Raw genomic sequence first — 19,929 nt, forward strand, 5'->3', positions numbered from 1 at the left:
TGCTGGGAATCTCCCGTGCAACGGCGCGTGCGCCGAGCCGTTGATCGTCATCTCCGAGCGATTTTTCCCCCGCGCTCTGCCCTACCGATAGGCCCGACATGAGCGCACCCTCCCCTGCCAACCTGCGCGATCGCATCCGGCGGAGCCTTTCTCCCGTCATCCTGGGCCGCACCGCGGGCCTCGCGGCACTCGCCATGATCATCGCGTTCGGTAGCGCGCTGGTGGCCCTGCTCGTGCTGGCACTCATCGGCGGCGAGAACCTGTCCGACACCGCCACGGGCGCACTCATCGAGGGCGCTGGGGTCAACGTCATCGTTTACGGCGCCGCGATCCTGGCCGCCGTGCTCGGAGTGCTGTCCATAGCGTTCCTGCACGCATCCGCTCAGACCGGTGACCGGCTCCGTGTGCTCTCGGCGCTGAAGCGGGCGATCCTCGTCGCGCCCCGCCTGGTCGCGGCCCTGCTCGTGCTGACTGTCGCCGCTCTCGTCGCGGTCGTGGGCTGGTTGCCCCTCACCCTGATCGCGCTCGTCAGCGCACTCGTGCTGCAGTTCAGACACTGGCGACGTATGCGCACTCCGGCCGGCACGGCCCCCGACGGCGACACCCCGAACGCGGTGACGACTCGCTCGCGCACCTCAGGCGGCGTTCGGCGCGCCCTCGTCTGCGCAATCCCCTTCCTTCCGCTGGTGGCCGCCGTCAGCCTCATGATCGCTGTCGTGCCGGCCAGCCTGTCCCGTCCAAGATCGGTGCGGGCCCTACTCCAGAGCGCGACACTCATCGTGCGCACCCGCAAACGGTCTCTCGCGCTGCTCACGCTCGTGGTCGGCTCGGTGACGGTGGCTCTGGGCCTGGTTGGGGCCGCCGCAGCCGCAGCCGTGAAAAACGGTGAATCTGCCGGTGAGGTGTCACCGGAAGCCCTTCTCAGCTTCCTGCTCCTCGTCGTCTTCACCAGCGCTCAGTTGGCGTTCGCGGGAGCGGTCATTGCCACGACCGTCCCGCCGAACTCCGACGGCGCTGCCCTCGCGGCAAGCGGCCCAGCATCGGCCCGTCCCGTCGTCCGCACAACGCTGACCCCGACGCCGAACCCGGCCCCGGTGTTCCGGATCGCGCACCGGCTCACTTCGACCCGCGTCCTGTCAGCTCCCACCGCACACCCCGCCGGGCCTGCCAGCGAGCGCGGCGCCGGCGGAGGTCTATTCGCCAGGGTTTTCCCCGCGTTGCGCATCCTCTCCATGGCCCTGGCGGTCGCCGTGTGCTCCACCCTCGTCTCTCCCCTGTCGGCGAGCGCGGACCCGGCCGCCCAACGCACCGAGATCACGGCCACCCTGCAGAGCGACAGTCGCGTGGGCGCTGCCATGCCATTCACCCTGACCGTCTCCACCCCCGACAACCCCACCGCCACCGGCCTGACCGGCGACGTTGAGGTCTACGACGGCACCACCCTGCTCATCAGCACAGCCCTCGCATCAACCCAGTACGGCCTCTACGTGCCCACGAGCAGCCTGAACGCCGGGCCGCTCCAGTTGCGTTTCGTCTTCGTTCCCGGCGCCGGATTCCTGGGCTCCGAAACCACCGCCGATGTCGACATGCAGGCCGCGTTCACGTCCCTGCGCATCACCGCGAACCCGTCCTCCGGCAACGAGATCGTGTGGGGCGAGAGCCACACTCTCAGCGCCGCCGTGACCACAGAGGTCGACGGCCCCCGCACCCTGGTTGTGCGCGACGGCGTCTACTCCACCAGCCCCGAGGTCGCCCGGGTCGAATTCACGGTGACGGATGGCGCGGCCACGGTTTCCATGGACCTCACCCGGGTGCTGTCACCGGGCGCTCACAAGTACCGCGCCGAGGTCCTCGCCACCGCCAACAGCACCTCCGCGGGCACCGATGAATACTCGATCCGTGTTTCCGAAGCGCCCACCACCGTCGCACTCACCGTGACCGGCCCCAGCGAAGCGCCGACCAAGGCTCTGGTGGGCCGACCGCTCACTCTCGAGGCCACGGTCGCCTCCACGAATTCCGGCGGAGCATCCGTGCCGGGCGAGGTGATTTTCACCGTGAACGGCAGCCCGCAGACCCCAGCGCCCGTTGGGTCGAACGGCATGGCCACCGCCACGTTCACGCCGAGCTCCCTCTCCCCGCTCACCATCACCGCGGCGTACACCGACACGGCCACGCCCCGCATCTTCGGATCCTCGAGCAGCTCAGCGGTGAGCCGCACCGTCGAATTGTCCAGCGCCTCGTGGATGCCGCGGTGGTTCGGCGATCTGACGCTCACCGACACCCAGCTCGAGATCGTCTACGGGGGCGCAGCCGGCCTGCCCAAGCCCACCGGCACTGTCGTGCTGTACGACTACTACGGAGGGGTCGCCGGGCTGGGCACACTGGTGGACGGCGTTCTGACCACCTCGGTGAAACCGGTCCCCGGTTCCGCCTGGTACACCGCGCGCTATTCGGGAGACAGCTGGTTCGCCCCGCTGGACATCGACCTGTACCAGGTGGCGGAGGCCTACAAACCGAAGATCACCGTCACCGCACCGATCACCGAGCCGCTCTCCGGCGAAGCCTTCAGCGTGGATGTCGCGGTGGACGGCGTTCCGCTGACGAGCATCAAGAGCGTAACCGTGACCGACCAGAGCCAGGACTCATCCGGCCCCGTCGGCGTGGTCACCTTGGATGCCAACGGGAAGGGCTCGCTGTCAGTGATGCTCCCTGCGCCCGGCGCCCACGATCTGACGGTCGAGGTGACCTATGTTGCCGGCACCGCGCTGCCCAGCACCACCAGCGATCCCCTGCGCATCGATGTGTTGCCGGCACTCGTGCCCGATCTGCGGGTCACCACCACGACCCCGGCCGACCAGATTCTGCCCGGCAAGCCCATCGACGTGGTCGTGACCGCGCATACCTTGCCGGGGCGCACCACCACGGGGTTGGCCAGTGGAACGACGGTGACGGTCAATGGCCTCTCAGTGGTGCTGGTCACCAGCCCGGAGGGGTTGCGGGGCAGCGTGCAGCTGCAGGCCCCCGAGCACGGCGGCATCCTGACGCTGCGGGCCAGTGCCACCTACGGAGTGTGGAACTGGCCGATCCGGAGCCCAGCCCTGGACCTCACCGTCCCGCCGCCCGTCACCGAGCTGATCGTGGTTCCCGGCACCGGCACCGTCGTGGGCGAGTACCTCACGACCGAGGTGACTGCCTACCTGCCCGCCGGGTTCAGCAGCAGCCTGCGGAATGCGTCCGTGCAGGTGAACCTGACGGGGAAGAACCTGTACGGCGAGGCCCTTCCAGAACTTTCCCACGTCGTGACCATCTCCCGTTCCTCAGACACCGGGCCGCTGTCAGGATCCTTCCGTCTGCCAATGGGGTACGCGGGCTCCTACACAGTCACCGCACACCTCGCCGGCGACGACGTGAACATCGCCGACGCTGACGCCCGGAACGGTCTCGATGTTGCCCGTCGCGCGACCAGTGTGCACATCAATACGACCGGGCTCGAGGCGGCCGGACGAGACCTCCAGGTGGGCGCCAACATCCTCCCGGTGACGAACCCGACAGCTGCCCTCGTCGCCCCGTCCGGCACCGTGCGCATCTCCGGGTCCGGGCTCTCGTGCACCGCCACCCCGGTGACCCCATGCATCCTGCCGGGCGCGGCCATTCGCGCCGGCACGAACACGCTACTGGCCACCTATTTCGGCGATGCCAACTACGAGGCCAGCCAGGGCCGCTTCGACATCCAAGCTGCGGCTCGCTGGAGCAATCTCGACGTCAGCTACTCCCCGACCCCCGACCTCTGGCTGGACGGCTCCAGCGTCACGGTCAGCTGGAACACCACCACCTACGGCGCGGACCCCGCCGGTCTGGTCACTGCCCGCATCGGCGATGCCTCCTGCGAAGATCGCCCTGTCGATGGCAGCTGCGTGCTGAAGATCCCCGAGCGGAAGTCCGGGGCATACAGCACCGCCGTCGGCTATTCCATCGCCTTCACGTCGACGGATGACGCACCGTCGGTCTCCCGGTACGTGGGCACGGTCGTCCCCCAGGGCTGTTTCCACCCCACGGTGAGCGGAGGAACCATCGACCTGACCGGGGCCACAACCTGCGAGCGCAACGGTCGGCCCGGCGTGACCGCGGGCAGCGTCATCACCGTGACCCCGGATACTCCTCCGCAGAACTATGTGGTGACAGGGTTGGCCGCCGGCGACAACTACATCCGGACAGTCCCCGGCACCAACGGTTACACGCTCCCCGTGGGAAACGACTACCGGATGAGCTTCAGCCTCGAGTACAAACCGATCTGCTTCACGCTCACGCTCAGCCCCGCCGCCGCTGACACGTTTCAGGCCGGCAAGCTGACGTCCCTGACCCCGCCCAACTGCGCAGACCCGAAGACACCCACCAGCGAGGAACTGGCCGCCCAGGCCGCGGGCAAGCCCCGCTACGCGGCGGGAACCGACGTGCGGCTCTTCGCCGGCTACCCCATCCCGAGCTCCCCTATCGCCAACGCCGCTGTGCCCGGGAGCGGATTGAGTCTCGAGCTGGTGGACCTCGACGGTGCAGACATGACGGACGGGAGCGAACACTGGGCCCATGTGGTCATGGACCAGGACCGGAGCGTGACGGCCACCTTCAAGGTGCATGAGTGCCTGGCCGTGAGTATCGAAAAGAACGAGGGCGGCACCCTCGTCGTCGACTCGTCCCAACGGCCGTACACCTCTCTCGACTACCAGCCGTCATCGGGCGCCTGCACCACCGCCTCCGGTGACCTCGGATTTGTGCCGGGCACCCGGGTGACGCTGCGGGCGACCGCGGATGCCGATACATTCCTGGAGTCGATCGGCGAGGCGGGCGGGCATTGTGCCAATCCTGCCTCCACCCGCTGTGACCTCGTGTTCCCCAGCTTTCCGCTGCATATCGTGGGCTCGGAGAAACTCAAGCGCGCCACCTCCACCCTCTCTGTGACGGTCGACAAATCACTCCTCCTCGGAGCCCAGTTCGCGGCCATCCGCTGTGTGCAGATCACAAGCGTCACGAACGCCCAGATCGGCCAGAGCCATGCGACTGATGACTACAGGACGAGTGACGGCAATTGGGTTTCTGCCGCCCGCGAAGCAGTCTCGGGAGTCAGCCTGGCCCTGACGCGCGACGACGGGTCGACCGAGGTGGGTTGCGGAGGCAACAAGTCCACATCCAGCGATTATGTTCAGGGCATCTCGGTGCAACGCACGGAGTCGGTCTGGCTCGTTCAGTCCGGGAGCATCGCCGTATCGACGGAATACTCCAGCATCGGCTTCGGAAAGAGTGGCAGTTCCGTCGTGAACTGGGGCACCAACAGAGGCGAACCGGTGACCCGACAGGGCGTGCAAGGCGGCAGGACAGGTCCGGTCATCAGCCTCGCCGATGTTGACCCGGGGTTCACCATCACCGCTGATTGGTACGCCTCGGACTGCAAATTGCCGGTGAAGAACCCGCAGGGTGGCACCTTTGTGATCGTGGAACTGCAGCCGGCCGATCTCTGCCCGGAAGGCGAGATGAGCCCGAGGCAGCAAACCGGGTGGATCCAGGCCGACCCTCTTCCCGACGCACCCAACCTCTCCCGGATCTTCTCGATAGACGCGCTCCCCTGGCCGGACCGGTACCCCGAGGTGGCCAAGGAGTTCACCCCGGCCGCAGACGGCCGCTGGTATTCCCAGTCTGATTGGGGCGTACACCTGAGCCCGGTGCTGCAGCAATTGAACTTTCGCGCTGAATACTGTGCCCCCTTACAACTGGAGGTCTATGAGGTCGACGACAAGGACGCCACGAACGAGTTCTCCGGCGACATCTATCAGAACGTGGGTGACAACGGCGGGTGCCCGCCCGGCTGGTCCCAGCCCGGCCGGCAAGTCGGAATCGGACTCTCCAGCTCGGGCAACTACAGCTACACCCTGATCAAGAACTCCGACGGCGCTGCGCCTCAGGTCACGCTCGACGCTCAGGGCAATCTAATCGCTTCGGCAGGTCTGCCGTTGCGACTGAAGGTGCGTTGCCAGACCGTGAACCTCAGTGACGCCTGGTTCGTCACGCCCAGCAACTGCCCCGGCGGAGGGTCCAACCGGTTCCTTCGTGGCAGCGTCGTGCAGATGCAGACGGAAATCGATGAGTTGGAGACATTCAACGGGTGGACCGGCGCCGCCCAGACCTCGGACTTCACAGCGTGGGTGGTCGCATCGGAGGATCGCAGTGTGGCCGCGCACATCGACAGGCCGAGCCAGGGCGTGCGTTTTGTCAACACCATGACGAATGCTGTGCAGCGTGGGATGAGCCTTGTGGTGACTCTCCTGACCGAAGCGCTCCTGTCCAAGCTTGCCATCGTGCAGGGGATCTCCTTGGCACTGAAGGGCGTCACAACGGCGTTGCACTCAGTGGGCGTTCAGGGCAAGGTTCTCGACGCGCTGGATAAGGGCGCCGAGATCATCGACAAACAGGTGGAGATGATCAAACTGATGTCGACGTGTATGCAGAAGTGGTCCAGCGGTTCGTCGAAGACGCCTGTGAAGGTGCTGCCGCCGCCGCCGGCGTTCACGGGGTCGGACATCACCGGCCAGCTGAGCCGGTACCTGGAATCGTCGGTGGATGCGGGCGCGGAGGTCGGTCTCAACACCCTGGCCAAACGCAACAAGGTGGCCACCGCCTTCGCCACGAACATCGGCAACTACGCCAGCAACAGCATCCAGAACTACAGCGACCTGCCCGACGTGGTCGGGTCCTGCCTGTCGGAGGGTGCCAAGAAGTACACCTCAGGCTACTGAGCAGCGCTCACCGCACCTCTTACAGGTGACCGCGCCCGCTATAGCGGGCGCGGTGGCCCATACGAGGTGCGGTGACACACTGTGCGGGGCACCGCTCATCGCCCCGCGACTGTTACGGGGTGAGGCTGTCGACCCACTCGCGGTTCTCTTCGATCCAGGCAGCGACGGGCTTGTCATAGTCGTCACCGGTGTAGTCCACCAGCAGGGCCGACTCGAGCGAGGTCAGCGTCGGCAAGTCGATCTCGAAGTCCGAGAGCCACTCGGCCGCCTGCGGAGAGTCCTTCTCGAAGTCCAGCCGCGAGAAGCTGGTCATGTCCTCGCTGCCGCCCATGGCGCCCTTGGGGTCGTCGAGGTTCTTCAGGTCGAAGGAGTCGTAGGCCCAGTGCGGCTGCCACAGGGTGACAACGATGTTCTCGCCGGCATCCGTCGCGGCCTTCAACTGGGTGAGCATGGCCGGCGACGACGAGATGACGAAGTCCATGTCCTCCAGCCCGTACTGCGGGATCGCGTTCTCCTCGGTCATCTTGGTCAGGCCCGCGCCGGGGTCGGTGCCCACGATGCGGTTGTCGAAGAGGTCGGCGTTCTCGGCGAGTTCCTCGAGCGAGTCGATCGGGGCATCCGCGTTCACCGCGATGGTGTTGCGGCCCTCGGAGTTCCACACGCCCAGCTCGGTGATGTCGTCGCCGTACTGGTCGAGGTAGGCGGCGTGGGTGTTGGGCAGCCAGGAGTCCATGAAGACGTCGAAGTCTCCGGTGGAGAGCCCGGCGAAGGCTGGCCCGATGTCGGCGTAGTCGAGGGTGACGTCGTAGCCCTTCTCCTCGAGGATCGCCTCCCAGAGAACGGAGACGGCGATGCCTTCGTCCCAGCCGTAGACGACGGCGATGGAGAGGTCCTTCGCTTCGCCGTCAGCCCCTGCTGAGCCGTCGGAGCCGGAGTCGGCGCTGCATCCGGCAAGAACCAAGCTGCCGACAGCGGCGATGGAGAGCGCGGCAATATGTCGTGACTTCATGTGATTGGTGTCCGTTTCTGGCCGCACGGGTGCGTGCGGCCGAGAAAGCACCCCGCGGGCAAGCCCGGGCGCGGTGCTCTCTTCGTGGACGGGTGGATCGCGTGGGCCGCTCCCCCGGTCACGCGTGGGGAGGGTCCCGATTCGGGGCCCGAATGGCTCCGATTGCCACCGCACCGTACGCGTTCAGGCGCGGGGCTGTGAGGCCCCGTCCTGCACTCGCGTCCTAGCTGTGTTGGCCATTTCGACCTGTGCAACCGTAGTCAGGCCCGCAGCGGCGACGCGAATTCGACCAATGGTGCGACTGCCGCTACAGGCGGGAGGCCATGGATTGGCGGCCCCCCCGCATCCTGCGGCGTCGGCGACCTGCTCCATACTTGGATGGATGGGCATCCGCCCGCCACGATTCACGGAGATGAGACCGGTGTCAGACCCCAGCCTTCGCCTGCCCAACACGCAGTTCTGCGCGGTGCTCAACCTGGGCGTGCTTCCCCTGGTGGCGCCTCCCCTGCCGCCCCGCTTCGCGTACCCGGTGCTGGATGCGCAGTGGCTGGAAGACGGCGCCGCGGTCTACATCGGCTTCGAAGAGGGCGAGCTGCACTTCGACGTCACCGAGCGCGGCATCGAGCACCACTTCCACAACGCCGACGGCGTCGACAGCGACATCAGCCCGTGGCCGCGCGCCGACACCGCGAAGCTGCTGGCGTGGGCCGTGCCGTTCGTGAACCACGTGAGCGAACTGCTCGAAGAACTCACCATGGATGCCGCCGAGGCCGCCGAGTGGAGCGCCCTGGGCCTCACCGTCTACGCCACCAGCCCGGAGGAACCCGTGCAGCTGGAGGTCGTGGACCTCGAGCTCGAGGGCGAACAGCTGATGCTGCCGTGGCTCGGCGCCGGGCACGTGGGCCACGACCACATCGACGGACCCAACCACCCGATCGCGCTGCTCTGGAACGCCGAGCACGACGAACCCGACCTGCCCCTGGCCTCCGCCTGGACCGACCCGACCAGCGGCCAGCCCGCCGTGCTCGCCCGGCCCGGGGTGGACTGGGACGCCGTCGGGCTGCCCGAGGCCGAGGTACTCGAGTGGCTGGAGGGGCTCTACCTCAACCACCATCTGCTCGCCGACCCCGAGGAGCTCATCCTGCGGGCCGGCCTGGAGCGCATCGCAGGCATCCGCTAGCCGCATCCCGTCCGCCCATAGACCCAATCCGACCTCTCGACAGGGAGCCCCCATGACGAACCGACGCAACCCGCCCGCATCCAAGGCACGCACCGCGGGCCGGATCGCGCTCGGCGCGATTCTCGTCTTGGCGGGCACGAGTCACCTCACCTTTGCGCGGGAGGACTTTCGCGCCCAGGTGCCCGAGTTCGTGCCGCTGAAGGAAGACACCACGGTGTTGCTCTCCGGCGTGGCCGAGATCTCACTCGGCAGCGCGCTGCTGTTCGCCCCGACCAGCCTGCGCGGCAAGGTGGGACTGCTCGCGGCCACGTTCTTCACCGCGATCTTCCCCGGCAACATCGCGCAGGCCGTGCACCACAAGGATGCGTTCGGGCTGGACACCGACGCCAAGCGGATCGGCCGCCTGTTCGGCCAGCCGCTGCTGGTGGCCTGGGCGCTGTGGTCGACGGCGGCTCTGGTGCGGCGCTCGAAGTAGCGGCGGAAGCCTCGCTGGTTGAGCCTGTCGAAACTAGGAGACCCAACCTGCGAATCGCACACTAGCTCACGGGGTCTCGACAAGCTCGACCGACGAGATGGTCCCGCCCACACGCTGGTTGAGCCTGCCGAAACCAGGAGACACAACCTGCGCATCGAGGTCGGCTCACGGGGTCTCGACAAGCTCGACCGACGAGATAGTCCCGCCCGCACGCTGGTTGAGCCTGTCGAAACCAGGCGACACAGCCTGCGCATCGAGGTCGGCTCACGGGGTCTCGACAAGCTCGACCGACGAGATAGTCCCGCCCACACGTTGGTTGAGCTTGTCGAAACCAGGCGACACAACCTGCGAATCTATGGCGCCCCTACGCCCTGGCGGGTGCGGCTCCAGGTGACGAGCGGGTGCAGCAGCGAGATCAGCTGGAGGCCGGACGGGGTCAGGTTGTAGCTGATCGACACCGGGGTGGTGGGCTGCACATCGCGTTCGATCAGGCCCTCCTGCTCCAGCTCCTTGAGCCGGGCGGCGAGCAGCCGGTCGGAGATGCCCTCCACGAGGGCGCGGTACTCGGAGAACCGGCGGGCTCCGCGGGCGCCGGCCATGAGGATCGCGGCGCTCCACTTGCGGCCGGCCAGCTCCACGGAGATCTGAAACCGGCGGCACTCTTCCTCGTCGAGGGCGAAGGTCGAGTCGCTGACACTGTCGTTGGCAACACGGTCGTTGGCAACACTGCCGTTGAGAACACTGCCTTTGAGAACACTGCCTTCGACGGAGCGGTTTACGGTCTGGCTCATTTTGATCCCCTGCTCACTAACTAATGATTAGCAGCTTACCACCGGTTGGCGCTTGGTCGCGAGGTTTGCCATCGTTGAATATCGGCGTTCGCACTCGGGCGCCAGCGTTCCTGCAGAAAGGCCCCCATGGTCACCACGATCGGCATCCTCGGAGCGGGCCGCGTCGGCTCCGCCATCGCCCGCACCGCCCTGGCCTCCGGCTACGCGGTGCACATCGCCGGTTCCGGCCCGGCCGAAGACATCCAGCTGATCGTCGACATCGTCACCCCCGGCGCCGTGGCGATGACCGCCGCCGAGGTGGCCGCCACCTCCGACCTGGTGGTGCTCGCCGTGCCGATGCACAAGTTCCGCTCGGTCGACCCGACCACCCTGGCCGGCCGCCTTGTGCTCGACACCATGAACTACTGGCAGCCCATCGACGGACAGCTCGACGAGTTCGCGGGCGACCCGCGCGGCAGCAGCGAGGTAGTCGCCGAGTACTTCGCCGGCGCCCGCCTGGTGAAGACCCTCAACCACATCGGGTACCACGACCTGGAGACCGATGCCCGGCCCGCCGGCGCGGCCGACCGGCACGCGTTGGCCATCGCCGGTGACGCGGATGCCGCATCCGTCGTGGCCGAGGTCATCGAGCGCTTCGGCTTCGACGCCGTGTACGCCGGTCCGCTCGAGGCCGGCGTGGCGTTCGAGCCCGGTTCGCCGGTGTTCGGCGGCCGGCACACCGCGGCCGAGCTCACCGCCGAGCTCGAGCTGGCCGCGCAGGAGACCGAAGCCGCCTAACAGGCATCCACCAGACCCGCTCCAGCACAGACAAGAGGACAGACCCATGGAAATCGGCGCCTACAGCTTCGGCGACACCCCGTTGAACCCCGACGGCAGCCCGCGCAGCACGGCAGAGGGCATCCGCAACCTCTTCGACGCCATCGTGGTCGCCGACCGGGCCGGACTGGACTACTTCGGCATCGGCGAGCACCACACCGTGAGCATGCCCGCGTCCTCCCCCGGCGCCGTGATCGCCGCGGCAGCAGCGGCCACCAGCCAGATCATCCTGGGCAGTGCGGCCAGCATCATCAGCACGGATGACCCGGTGCGGGTGTTCCAGCAGCTCGCCACCGCCGACGCTATCTCCGGCGGCGGCCGGGTGGAGATCACCGCGGGTCGGGGCTCATCCGTCGAGACGTTCCCACTGTTCGGCTACGACCTGGCCGACTACGACCGGCTCTACGCGGAGAAGCTCGACCTGCTGATGACCATCAACAACAGCCCCACCGAGACGGTGAGCTGGTCGGGCACCGTGCGCCCGACGCTCGACGAGTTGGCCGTCGTGCCCCGACCGGTCGCGGGCCGGCTGCCGATCTGGCTGGCCACGGGCGGCAACGCGGCATCGTCGGCCCGGGCCGGCAAGCTCGGCCTACCGGTGTCGTACGGCATCATCGGCGGTGAGCCGCACCGGTTCGCTCCGCTGACCGAGCTGTACCGGCGTTCGGCCGCGCAGGCCGGGCACACCGAGGGCGTCAATGCCGAGAACATCAAGGTGTCGGTGGCCACGTTCGGCCTGGTCGCGCCGACGAAGCAGGAGGCGCTGGACCGGTTCTACCCGGGCTGGCACAACCTCAACGTGGAGATGGGCCGACTGCGCGGCTGGGGTGCACCCGACCGCCGGCAGTACCTGGCCCAGAGCCACGCACCGGGCGCGTACTACGTGGGCGACCCCGACGACGTCGCCGAGCGGATCGTGCACCTGCACGGCTACCTCGGTCACATGCGGCACTTCCTGCAGGGCGACCTCGGCGGCCTGCCGCACGAGCACCTGCTGGAGTCGCTCACGCTGCTGGCCACCGAGGTGAAGCCTCGCGTGGCCCGGCTGCTCGCCGCGAAGTAGGCAGTTACTCGCTGATCGAGCTTGTCGAGATCCCGTGCGCGGCATCCGTCGGGCAGGCCGGGTCACCGGGTCTCGACAGGCTCGACCGACGACGTGGGGACGAACCCGAGACCGGGTTGCGAGGTCTCGACAAGCTCGACCGACGACGGGGGGACGAACCCGAGACCGGGTTGCGAGGTCTCGACAAGCACGACCGACGACGCGGGGATAGTCAACGTTGACCCAAGTGGGCGCGACCAGGTCCGAGCGACGGCGCGTCGTGCGGTCGCGGCAGGGCGCGCGTACGCTGAGTGCATGGCGGATGCAGCGCTGATCGGCAGGGTGAACGCACCCGATCTGCACGTGATGACCTTCAACATCCGTCGCCGGCTGCCCACCCTGCGACCGGGCAGTCCCGACCGGTGGGATACCCGCAAGGCACTGGTGCGGCGCCTGCTCGCGGCCGAGCAGCCCAGCCTGATCGGCGTGCAGGAGGCACTGCCCGACCAGGTCGAGTTCCTCTCCGACGCCCTCGGCGCCGGCTATGACTGGGTCGGCCGCGGCCGGCACCCCGCCGGACACGACGAGCACAACCCGATCTTCTACGACGCCACGCGGCTGCGGCTCACCGGCTGGCGGCAGCACGCCCTCTCGGACACGCCGCACGAGTACGGCTCCCGATCCTGGGGCAACCTCACCCGACGGGTCGCGGTGGCGGCCTCGTTCACCGACACCGCCACCGGGGCCTCCGTGCTGGCGGTCAACACGCACTTCGACCACCTCTCCCGCCGCTCCCGGCTGCGCTCGGCCGGGTTCATTCTCACCCTGGTGCGCGACGCGTACCGCCTCGACCCCGCCACCACTGTCGCGGTGACCGGCGACCTCAACACCTCGGTGAACTCGGAGGTCTACCGTCGGCTCACCGCGCCGGGCCGGCTCCGGGACAGCTGGGCTGCGGCATCCGATCGGTTGACGCCGGAGTGGGGCACCTTCTCGCACTACCGGCAGCCGAGGCCGGGCGGCACCCGCATCGACTTCGTACTGGTGGGACCCGGCGTCGAGGTGCTGAGCACGGGCATCAACGCCGCCCGGTTCGACGGCCGTGCGGCGTCCGACCACGAGCCCGTTCAGGCCGTGCTGCGCGCCGCGGGCTCCCCGGATCCGCCCCACACCGTTCGGCCCCACATCGACTAATGTGCTGCGCATGATCCAGACATTGCTTCGGCGCCCGTCGGGAATCGCAGAGACGGCGGCCGATGTGCTGCGCGCGCTGGCCGTCGTGGGAATCATCGTGGCGAGCGTGGGGTGGGGCCCGCTCTCCGGGGTGAGCCTGGCCGTCGTGGCGGTGGGGATGCTGGTGCCGCGACTGCTCGGGCTGCGCGCGAGCGTGGACATCGCGTTCGGCATCGTCGTGCTCGTGGCCGTGTGGAGCAGCGTGCTGGACATCTACATCACCACCCGCTGGTGGGACCTGCCGGTGCACTTCATCACCAACGGCCTCTGCGCCGCGCTGCTCTACATCGTGCTGGTTCAACTGCGGATCGTGGCCGACCCGGACTCCCTGCCCCGGCCGATGCTGTCGACCGTCGTGGTGACCACGGCACTGGGGTTCGGCCTCGGGGTGATCTGGGAGGTGTTCGAGTGGGTCGGGCACACCTTCCTCGACCCGGCCATCTTCGTGGGTTACACCGACTCGATCGGCGACCTGGCCTGGGGCGGCGCCGGGGCCCTGCTCGCCGGCTGTTGCATGACCTACCTCACCGACGGATCCGTCAGCGCGCGAGCCCCGCGCGACAGCCTCACCGACACCGAGGCCTGACCGACCGCCCAAACCGGCCCGGGCCGCGCTCCGAACTCTTCTTAGGGGATGAAACCTGGGCCGACGGGCGACCGCCGGCAGCACCAGGCCGCGAGCGGATCTGCCGGGTGGGGCTCGCCACGGCCGGTGCCGGGGTGGGTGCCGGTGACCCGAACTCCGGCACCCGCCCTGCAGCGTCGTGCCCTGCTGGTGGCACTACGGCGTTCCCTGTCGGTGCGCGCGGCCCGCGGCGCATCCGCTCGCCTAGCTGCGCGCCGGCTCTTCGTCGCGGGACAGCTCGATGGCGGCAAAGGTGGGATCGTCGTTGAAGGACTTCATGCGAGCGACCTGGAAGATGATGAGCGCATAGACGGCCTTGGCTAGGATATCGGCCACGGAGTAGCCCACCTGCTTGTAGACCCAGGCGTCGGACCCGGCGATGTTGAGGAGCGGCAGCAGGTAGGCGATCGGGTAGACACCCCAGCTCAGCAGCAGCAGGTAACGCAGTCGCCCCAGCGTGGCGCGCACACTCGCCGGCTGACGGTCGAGCGACTTGCTCAGCTGCACGAACAACACGTAGAGGATGTAGAGGAACGGAATGGTGGACAACAGTCCGAACAGCCCCCGCACCCCGTTGTCTCCGCTGATCTCACCCGGGTAGCCGAGGATGATCATGAGCGCGGCCGCCGGAACCAGCCCGCGCAGGAGCCGAGTCTGCACCGAGCGGGCGAGCGCCAGCACCGCAATCAGCTCCACAAGAAGCAGCGGCACGGTGAGTAGCCAGTCCACGTACCGGTAGCCCTCGTTGAATCCCACACCGGCTGCCTGCGCGTAGTCGCCCTGCCCGCCGGCCGCCTCCGTGACGAAGGCCGCCTTGAACGAGTCGAAGATGCGGAAGTAGTGATACGCCGCGATGCCGCAGACCACGATGGCCACCGTGATCGCGGCCCGGTAGCGCGGCAGGATGCGCGGCAGCGAGATGAGCAGGAAAACCGCGGTGAAGAGCTGCGCGGCGATCACCAGGGACAGGAAGTTGTAGACGGTGTCGTATTGCCCGGGCGACAGGGTGTCGGGAATCATGGTGCACTCCTTTATGGAAACTGCGTGAAGGAACGACTGGAGTGGAACAGGTGCTGGTGCTGGAGCTGGTGCTGGTGACGACCGCCCGCGAAACGCGGTGGCAAACTCATTGAAGCGTTAAGTGACTTACTAAGTCAACTATTAATTGAACTTCTTTGGCACGGCTTTGGCTAGACTGGTTTTCAGCCACCGCGACCCCCGCAGGCTCGCCGCTCCAGCCGGAGGAGACATGCACAATCCCGATCGGGCGTCGCACACGCTCACCGGCTTTCCGGCCGCAGCCTCCGCGTTTGTCAGCGCCCTCGAGGGCAACCGACGCCGGATCGCCGAGGACGCAGGCCTGACTGGAACCGAGCTTCGCGCGCTGTTCCGGGTGGCCCAGGCCGTGAGCATCACCCCCAAGGATCTGGCCGCGCACCTCGGCCTCACGACGGGTGCCGTCACCGCGATCGCCCGACGGCTCGTCGACGCCGGTTTCGTCACGCGCACCGACCACCCCGGCGACCGCCGCAGCCTCTACCTCGAACTCACTCCGGAGGGGCATACCGTCATGGGACAAATCCACCACGACTTCACCGAGATGCTCTCCGCCTCCACGTCGAGCCTGAGCGCCGACCAGCTGACGGACTTCACCGCGGCCCTCACCTCGGTCGCCGCCGAGGTGCGCACCCGCTCCGAGCGCCCCTGACCCACCCTCCCGAAGCTCCCCCGTTGTCACGCGGTCATATATCTGATAGATATATGACGAACAGAACGGAGTTGACGATGGCGGTGTCAGATCAAACCCAGATGGCCGTGCTGGGTGGGCTCAGCCTCGCGCCGATGACCGGGTATGCCCTGCGGGAACAGATCCGGGACACACTCGGGCAGTTCTGGTCCGAGAGCTTCGGTCAGATCTATCCCGCACTGACGCTCCTCGAACGCGACGGCCTGATCGAGCGCCGGGAGACGCTCCGCTCCGGGTCATCCATCTTCGCCGTGACCCCCGACGGAGTGCAGCGACTGCGCGAGCTGCTGGCCGAAGCACCCGCACGGGAGAAGCCGCGCAATGGCCTGCTGCTCCGGCTGTTCTTCGGCCGCCAGCTGGGCCCGGATGCGTGCCGGCAACTCGTGCTGGATGCCCGGAGTCGGGCCGAGGCCGAACTGGCCGGGCTGAGCGCCATCCGCGCCGAGGTCGAGGCCGACGACAGCGCGGACGCCCCCTACATCCTGCTCACGGTCGTGGCCGGCGAGCACGCCGCCCGGGCCACCCTCGCCTGGGCCGACGACGCGTTGGACGTTCTCGAACGCCAGGCCACGGCCACCCAGAGGTCGCAATGAGCGCGGGCCTGGTGACGGGCGCGGCCCTGCTCTTCAGCGCGCTGATGGCCGGGCTGATCGTCTTTCAGGCCGCGCTGATCGCCGGAGCCCCGCTCGGCCACTTCGCTTGGGGAGGGCAGGACCGGGTGTTGCCCGTGCAGAAGCGGCTGGGCAGCGCCGTCTCCATAGGGCTCTACCTGATCTTCGCGGTGCTGGTGCTGCAGCGGGCCGGCCTGGCCACCGTGCTGCCCTGGCCGGGCGTCGTGGCCGTGGCGGTGTGGGTGCTGGCGGGGTACTTCGGGCTCGGGATCGTGATGAACGCGGCCTCCCGGTCGCGGCCGGAGCGGTGGACCATGGCGCCGCTCTGCGCGCTGCTCGCGGTGCTCACCGTGGTGGTCGCCCTGAGCTGACCTCGGCGAGGTCGCTCGTGCTTCCTCGGTGGTCGAGCTTGTCGAGACCCAGTGACGTGCCTCGCATGGTGCAATCCGCAGGCCGGCCCGCGAGGTCTCGACAGGCTCGACCGACGAGATGGTGGCGCATCCAGACCAGCCCACTAGGTCTCGACAAGCTCGACCGACGAGATGGTCGCGCATCCAGACCAGCCCGCGAGGTCTCGACGAGCTCGACCGACGAGGTGGTGGCGCACCCGGGGGCGCGAGGCACGGCGGCGGTCCCGGCGGGATACGCGATGCGGCGGCGTAATGCGGCGGAACCACGCGAGTCACGGCGGGGAAACGTCGACGCCTTCTAATGGGAGTACCGGCCCCATCCCGGCGGCCCGAGGCGAGTTGGAGTCACCCGTGAGCGTTCTGCGACAGTATGTGAGCGTCGGCGAGACCCAGGTGCACCTGCGCACCATCGGCTCCGCCGCGGGCGTGCCGGTGCTGCTGTTGCACCAGGTGCCCAGCTCCGGAGCGATGTTCGAGGCGATCATGCGGCCGCTGGCCGACGCGGGGTACCGGGCGATCGCCGTGGACCTGCCCGGGTACGGCATGTCCGACCCGATCGGCGACCTGCCGAGCCTGCAAGACTACGCCGAGCTCGTCGCGGGCGTCCTCGATGCGCTCGGCATCGCATCCGCTCATGTCATCGGGCACCACACCGGCGCCGGCGTGGGGCTCGCCCTCGCCCGCGATCGGCCCGACCGGGTCGGCGCCCTGGCCCTCTGGGGAGTGCCGCTGATCGAGGGCGATCTGTCCCACGAGCTTGCCACCGAAGCGGCCCCAAATTTCACCGAGGACTATGCGGCGGCGATGGCCGCCTCCTGGACCACCTGGTGGGCACTGTGCGACCCCACCACCGCGGCCCACGTGGTGCCGCGCAACCAGGCCGAGATCTTGCTCAGCGGCTCGCACCGCCCGGACGGCCACCGCGCCGTGGGCCGGGAGGACACCGTCGCGCTCGTGCGGGCCGTCGCGCATCCGGTGCTCGCAATGTGCGGCTCCCGGGAGATGCTGCACGACGAGACCGTGGCGAGCATCGCCGTGTTCCCCAACGCCACCCTCGCCGACGTCCGCGACCTCGGCATCGACGCCTTCGACGTGGCGCCCGACGAACTCACTGCCCTCATGCACGACTTCTTCGCGCACCACCCGGCCGTCGCCACGGTGACCCACTGACCGAACGCATGCGGGTCGGCGTCTCGCTCGGCAGCGTTAGGGGCGACTCCCGCGACATGGTCGACCTCGCCGTGCAGGCCGAACGGCCTCTGCGCCGTTCTGCTGTACCTCGTGCTCTTGCGCCTCGGGGTGTTGCCCGACGCCTCGGCCCTCCCCCGCCCCGTGGCATCCGCCGTGACCGTGACCACGGCGCTCGGCTTCTCCCTCGGAGTCGTCTGGGAGATTTTTGAGTGGCTCGGGCATACCTTCGTCGACGACGCGAGGCACTCCAGCGGCGCTGAATCGCCTCGCCCGGCCGGGTCGGTTTGGTAGTCCGAGACATGCCGGGGCGCAGACCTGCAGTACGGTGAAACACATCCGCACGCCCCGTCGAGAGGTCACCGCATGACCGGGTCCGCCGTTGTCACGCCGATCGCACCGCGCCTCCAGGGCGACCGCTACCTCGTGCCCGATGTGGCGCGCGGAGTCGCGATCATGGCGATGCTCGTCGCGCACGCCGGGCCGGTCATGGCCGCCCAACCGGCCACCACCCTCTTCCTGCAGGGGCAGCTCAACGACGTCGCTTCGCCGCTCTTCGCCACCACGATGGGCGCCGCAGCGGCGATCGTGCTGGCCAAGGCGGGCGGCAATCGCGGGGCGGTGCGCGCTGTCATCGTGCAGAACATCATCCGCGGCGCCATCCTGGTGGGGCTGGGCCTGTGGCTGGCCAGCTGGGGCAGCTGGATCGCGGTCGTGCTGTCGTTCCTGGGCATCGTGCTGGCCGTCGGCACCCCGCTGGTGCTGCTCCGCACCCGCCTGTTGATCGCCGTGCTCGGCGTGGTGCTGGTGCTGGGCGCGCCGCTCAACGAGGCGGTCCTGGCGGCCACCGGCCCGCTGATCACCGAGGGCGAGCGCACCCCGGCGAGCTTCCTGCTCGAGTGGATCTTCCTCAGCCCGCACTACCGGGTGACCAATCTGCTGCCCTGGTTCTTGTTCGGCGCGCTGTTGTTCCGCATCCGCTTCGGCGGCCGCACCGCCGGCTGGGTGCTGCTGGCGATCGCCGTGCCCGCCTGGTTCGCCGACCCGCTGATCCGAAGCATCACCGGCGCCGAGTTCAGCCCCACGGGCAGCTACCTCGACACCCTGCACGACACCGGGCTGGTGCTGCTGGTGCTCGGCCTCATCATGCTGCTCAACTCGATCCGCCAGAAGCCCACCGAGACCGTCGTACGCGCGGTCTTCCTGCCCCTACGGGCGATCGGCTCGATCTCGCTGTCGCTCTACGTGTTCCAGGTGGGAGTGGTGGCGCTGATGTACAAGAACGGCATCCGCTTCGGCAGCACCGACCCGGTGGCCTGGCTGGTTCTCGTCGTGGGCGTGCCCATCGTGGGCATCCTCTGGTGGCGGTTCGTGGGCCGCGGGCCGATCGAATGGCTGATCGGCGTGGTCAGCGGCCGGTACCGCCCCGGCTTCTTCCGGCGCCTGCGAGAGCGGTGAAAGTGCCGCTTCACGGCGCTGAGGTAGCCATTTCCTCGCTCTCGCGGAGCGTTAAGGCGCGTGCTACCGTCGGGGCATGACCCCGCAGGAGCTCGAGAACCTGGTGTGCCTGCGCCGCGCGCGTGACCTCATCGACCGGGACTACGCCCAACCGCTGGACGTGCCCACCATCGCCCGGCGCGCACTGATGTCGCCCGCGCATTTCTCCCGGCAGTTCCGTGCGGCCTACGGAGAGACGCCGTACAACTACCTGATGACCCGCCGCATCGAGCGGGCGATGCAGCTATTGCGGGCCGGTGCGACCGTGACGGATGCGTGCATGGCGGTCGGCTGTACTTCGCTCGGCTCGTTCAGTTCCCGGTTCACCGAGATCGTGGGTGAGAGCCCGAGCGCGTACCGCCGCCACGAGCACGGCGCGGTCAAGGCCATGCCGGCCTGCGTGGCGATGGCGCACACACGCCCTGCCCGCACGGCCGCATCCGGCTCGTCGGGCGGTGCCGTGTCGGGCGGTGCCGTGTCGAGCAGGATCGAAGAAGCCGGCGGCGCGGCGGCGGCCTAA

General features: G+C 68.4%; 17 protein-coding genes. 14 read left to right on the forward strand and 3 right to left on the reverse strand.

Translation table 11 applies throughout. The annotated features are described in order from the left end of the window. The first annotated feature begins 98 nt into the window (after positions 1–98). Complete coding sequence (locus tag PA27867_RS18535; protein WP_066598524.1) at positions 99–6,785, forward strand: Ig-like domain-containing protein; 6,687 nt, start codon at positions 99–101, stop codon at positions 6,783–6,785. Positions 6,786–6,897: 112 nt separating this feature from the next. On the opposite strand, the gene PA27867_RS18540 is transcribed toward PA27867_RS18535, so the two are convergent. Next, positions 6,898–7,794: a glycine betaine ABC transporter substrate-binding protein gene (locus PA27867_RS18540; RefSeq protein ID WP_084021309.1), complete on the reverse strand. Its 897-nt coding sequence runs from the start codon at positions 7,792–7,794 to the stop codon at positions 6,898–6,900. 421 nt (positions 7,795–8,215) lie between these two features. Between PA27867_RS18540 and PA27867_RS18545 the strand changes: the two genes are divergently transcribed. Both PA27867_RS18545 and PA27867_RS18550 read left to right on the forward strand, forming a co-directional pair. Then, a complete protein-coding gene (locus PA27867_RS18545; RefSeq protein ID WP_157109297.1) occupies positions 8,216–8,974 on the forward strand; it encodes a hypothetical protein in 759 nt (252 codons plus the stop codon). Positions 8,975–9,026: 52 nt separating this feature from the next. Next, complete coding sequence (locus PA27867_RS18550) at positions 9,027–9,449, forward strand: MauE/DoxX family redox-associated membrane protein (RefSeq protein ID WP_066598527.1); 423 nt, start codon at positions 9,027–9,029, stop codon at positions 9,447–9,449. Positions 9,450–9,802: 353 nt separating this feature from the next. Here PA27867_RS18550 and PA27867_RS18555 read toward each other — a convergent pair whose 3' ends face one another. Beyond that, positions 9,803–10,240, reverse strand: coding sequence for a winged helix-turn-helix transcriptional regulator (locus tag PA27867_RS18555; protein WP_084021310.1), 438 nt, complete (start codon positions 10,238–10,240; stop codon positions 9,803–9,805). A 126-nt stretch (positions 10,241–10,366) separates the two neighbouring features. On the opposite strand from PA27867_RS18555, the gene PA27867_RS18560 reads away from it, so the two are divergent. The 4 genes from PA27867_RS18560 (at position 10,367) to PA27867_RS18575 (ending at position 13,917) form a co-directional block, all read left to right on the forward strand. Beyond that, positions 10,367–11,017, forward strand: a complete 651-nt coding sequence (locus PA27867_RS18560; RefSeq protein ID WP_066598528.1) for an NADPH-dependent F420 reductase — start codon at positions 10,367–10,369, stop codon at positions 11,015–11,017. Positions 11,018–11,063: 46 nt separating this feature from the next. Then, positions 11,064–12,119: an LLM class flavin-dependent oxidoreductase gene (locus PA27867_RS18565; RefSeq protein ID WP_066598529.1), complete on the forward strand. Its 1,056-nt coding sequence runs from the start codon at positions 11,064–11,066 to the stop codon at positions 12,117–12,119. A 294-nt stretch (positions 12,120–12,413) separates the two neighbouring features. Continuing rightward, the gene (locus PA27867_RS18570) at positions 12,414–13,292 is read left to right on the forward strand and encodes an endonuclease/exonuclease/phosphatase family protein (RefSeq protein ID WP_066598530.1); all 879 of its coding nucleotides are present in this window, start codon (positions 12,414–12,416) and stop codon (positions 13,290–13,292) included. A 10-nt stretch (positions 13,293–13,302) separates the two neighbouring features. After that, positions 13,303–13,917, forward strand: a complete 615-nt coding sequence (locus PA27867_RS18575) for a hypothetical protein (RefSeq protein ID WP_066600331.1) — start codon at positions 13,303–13,305, stop codon at positions 13,915–13,917. A 243-nt stretch (positions 13,918–14,160) separates the two neighbouring features. Here PA27867_RS18575 and PA27867_RS18580 read toward each other — a convergent pair whose 3' ends face one another. Next, positions 14,161–14,976, reverse strand: coding sequence for a bacteriorhodopsin-like (locus tag PA27867_RS18580; protein WP_066598531.1), 816 nt, complete (start codon positions 14,974–14,976; stop codon positions 14,161–14,163). A gap of 229 nt (positions 14,977–15,205) precedes the next feature. On the opposite strand from PA27867_RS18580, the gene PA27867_RS18585 reads away from it, so the two are divergent. From PA27867_RS18585 to PA27867_RS18615, 7 genes are all read left to right on the forward strand, one after another. Continuing rightward, complete coding sequence (locus tag PA27867_RS18585) at positions 15,206–15,664, forward strand: MarR family winged helix-turn-helix transcriptional regulator (protein ID WP_066598532.1); 459 nt, start codon at positions 15,206–15,208, stop codon at positions 15,662–15,664. Positions 15,665–15,717: 53 nt separating this feature from the next. Next, positions 15,718–16,296, forward strand: coding sequence for a PadR family transcriptional regulator (locus PA27867_RS18590; RefSeq protein WP_208857276.1), 579 nt, complete (start codon positions 15,718–15,720; stop codon positions 16,294–16,296). After that, complete coding sequence (locus PA27867_RS18595) at positions 16,293–16,685, forward strand: hypothetical protein (protein WP_066598534.1); 393 nt, start codon at positions 16,293–16,295, stop codon at positions 16,683–16,685. Before PA27867_RS18590 ends, PA27867_RS18595 begins: the two co-directional genes overlap by 4 nt. A 390-nt stretch (positions 16,686–17,075) precedes the next feature. Continuing rightward, the gene (locus PA27867_RS18600) at positions 17,076–17,894 is read left to right on the forward strand and encodes an alpha/beta fold hydrolase (protein WP_066598535.1); all 819 of its coding nucleotides are present in this window, start codon (positions 17,076–17,078) and stop codon (positions 17,892–17,894) included. A gap of 111 nt (positions 17,895–18,005) precedes the next feature. Continuing rightward, a complete protein-coding gene (locus PA27867_RS18605) occupies positions 18,006–18,206 on the forward strand; it encodes a hypothetical protein (RefSeq protein ID WP_066598536.1) in 201 nt (66 codons plus the stop codon). A gap of 72 nt (positions 18,207–18,278) precedes the next feature. Further along, a complete protein-coding gene (locus PA27867_RS18610; RefSeq protein WP_066598537.1) occupies positions 18,279–19,370 on the forward strand; it encodes a DUF418 domain-containing protein in 1,092 nt (363 codons plus the stop codon). A gap of 76 nt (positions 19,371–19,446) precedes the next feature. Beyond that, entirely contained in the window at positions 19,447–19,929 is a 483-nt protein-coding gene (locus tag PA27867_RS18615) for a helix-turn-helix transcriptional regulator (RefSeq protein WP_066598538.1), read from the forward strand.

Origin of the sequence: Cryobacterium arcticum (assembly GCF_001679725.1) — a bacterium.
Taxonomy (GTDB): domain Bacteria; phylum Actinomycetota; class Actinomycetes; order Actinomycetales; family Microbacteriaceae; genus Cryobacterium; species Cryobacterium arcticum_A.

Coding starts and splice junctions, on each gene's coding strand:
- PA27867_RS18595 (WP_066598534.1), top strand. CDS start 16,293: ATGAGCGCGGGCCTGGTGACGGGCGCGGCCCTGCTCTTCAGCGCGCTG.
- PA27867_RS18585 (WP_066598532.1), top strand. CDS start 15,206: ATGCACAATCCCGATCGGGCGTCGCACACGCTCACCGGCTTTCCGGCC.
- PA27867_RS18570 (WP_066598530.1), top strand. CDS start 12,414: ATGGCGGATGCAGCGCTGATCGGCAGGGTGAACGCACCCGATCTGCAC.
- PA27867_RS18555 (WP_084021310.1), bottom strand. CDS start 10,240: ATGAGCCAGACCGTAAACCGCTCCGTCGAAGGCAGTGTTCTCAAAGGC.
- PA27867_RS18540 (WP_084021309.1), bottom strand. CDS start 7,794: ATGAAGTCACGACATATTGCCGCGCTCTCCATCGCCGCTGTCGGCAGC.
- PA27867_RS18560 (WP_066598528.1), top strand. CDS start 10,367: ATGGTCACCACGATCGGCATCCTCGGAGCGGGCCGCGTCGGCTCCGCC.
- PA27867_RS18535 (WP_066598524.1), top strand. CDS start 99: ATGAGCGCACCCTCCCCTGCCAACCTGCGCGATCGCATCCGGCGGAGC.
- PA27867_RS18580 (WP_066598531.1), bottom strand. CDS start 14,976: ATGATTCCCGACACCCTGTCGCCCGGGCAATACGACACCGTCTACAAC.
- PA27867_RS18590 (WP_208857276.1), top strand. CDS start 15,718: ATGACGAACAGAACGGAGTTGACGATGGCGGTGTCAGATCAAACCCAG.
- PA27867_RS18610 (WP_066598537.1), top strand. CDS start 18,279: ATGACCGGGTCCGCCGTTGTCACGCCGATCGCACCGCGCCTCCAGGGC.
- PA27867_RS18615 (WP_066598538.1), top strand. CDS start 19,447: ATGACCCCGCAGGAGCTCGAGAACCTGGTGTGCCTGCGCCGCGCGCGT.
- PA27867_RS18565 (WP_066598529.1), top strand. CDS start 11,064: ATGGAAATCGGCGCCTACAGCTTCGGCGACACCCCGTTGAACCCCGAC.
- PA27867_RS18575 (WP_066600331.1), top strand. CDS start 13,303: ATGATCCAGACATTGCTTCGGCGCCCGTCGGGAATCGCAGAGACGGCG.
- PA27867_RS18550 (WP_066598527.1), top strand. CDS start 9,027: ATGACGAACCGACGCAACCCGCCCGCATCCAAGGCACGCACCGCGGGC.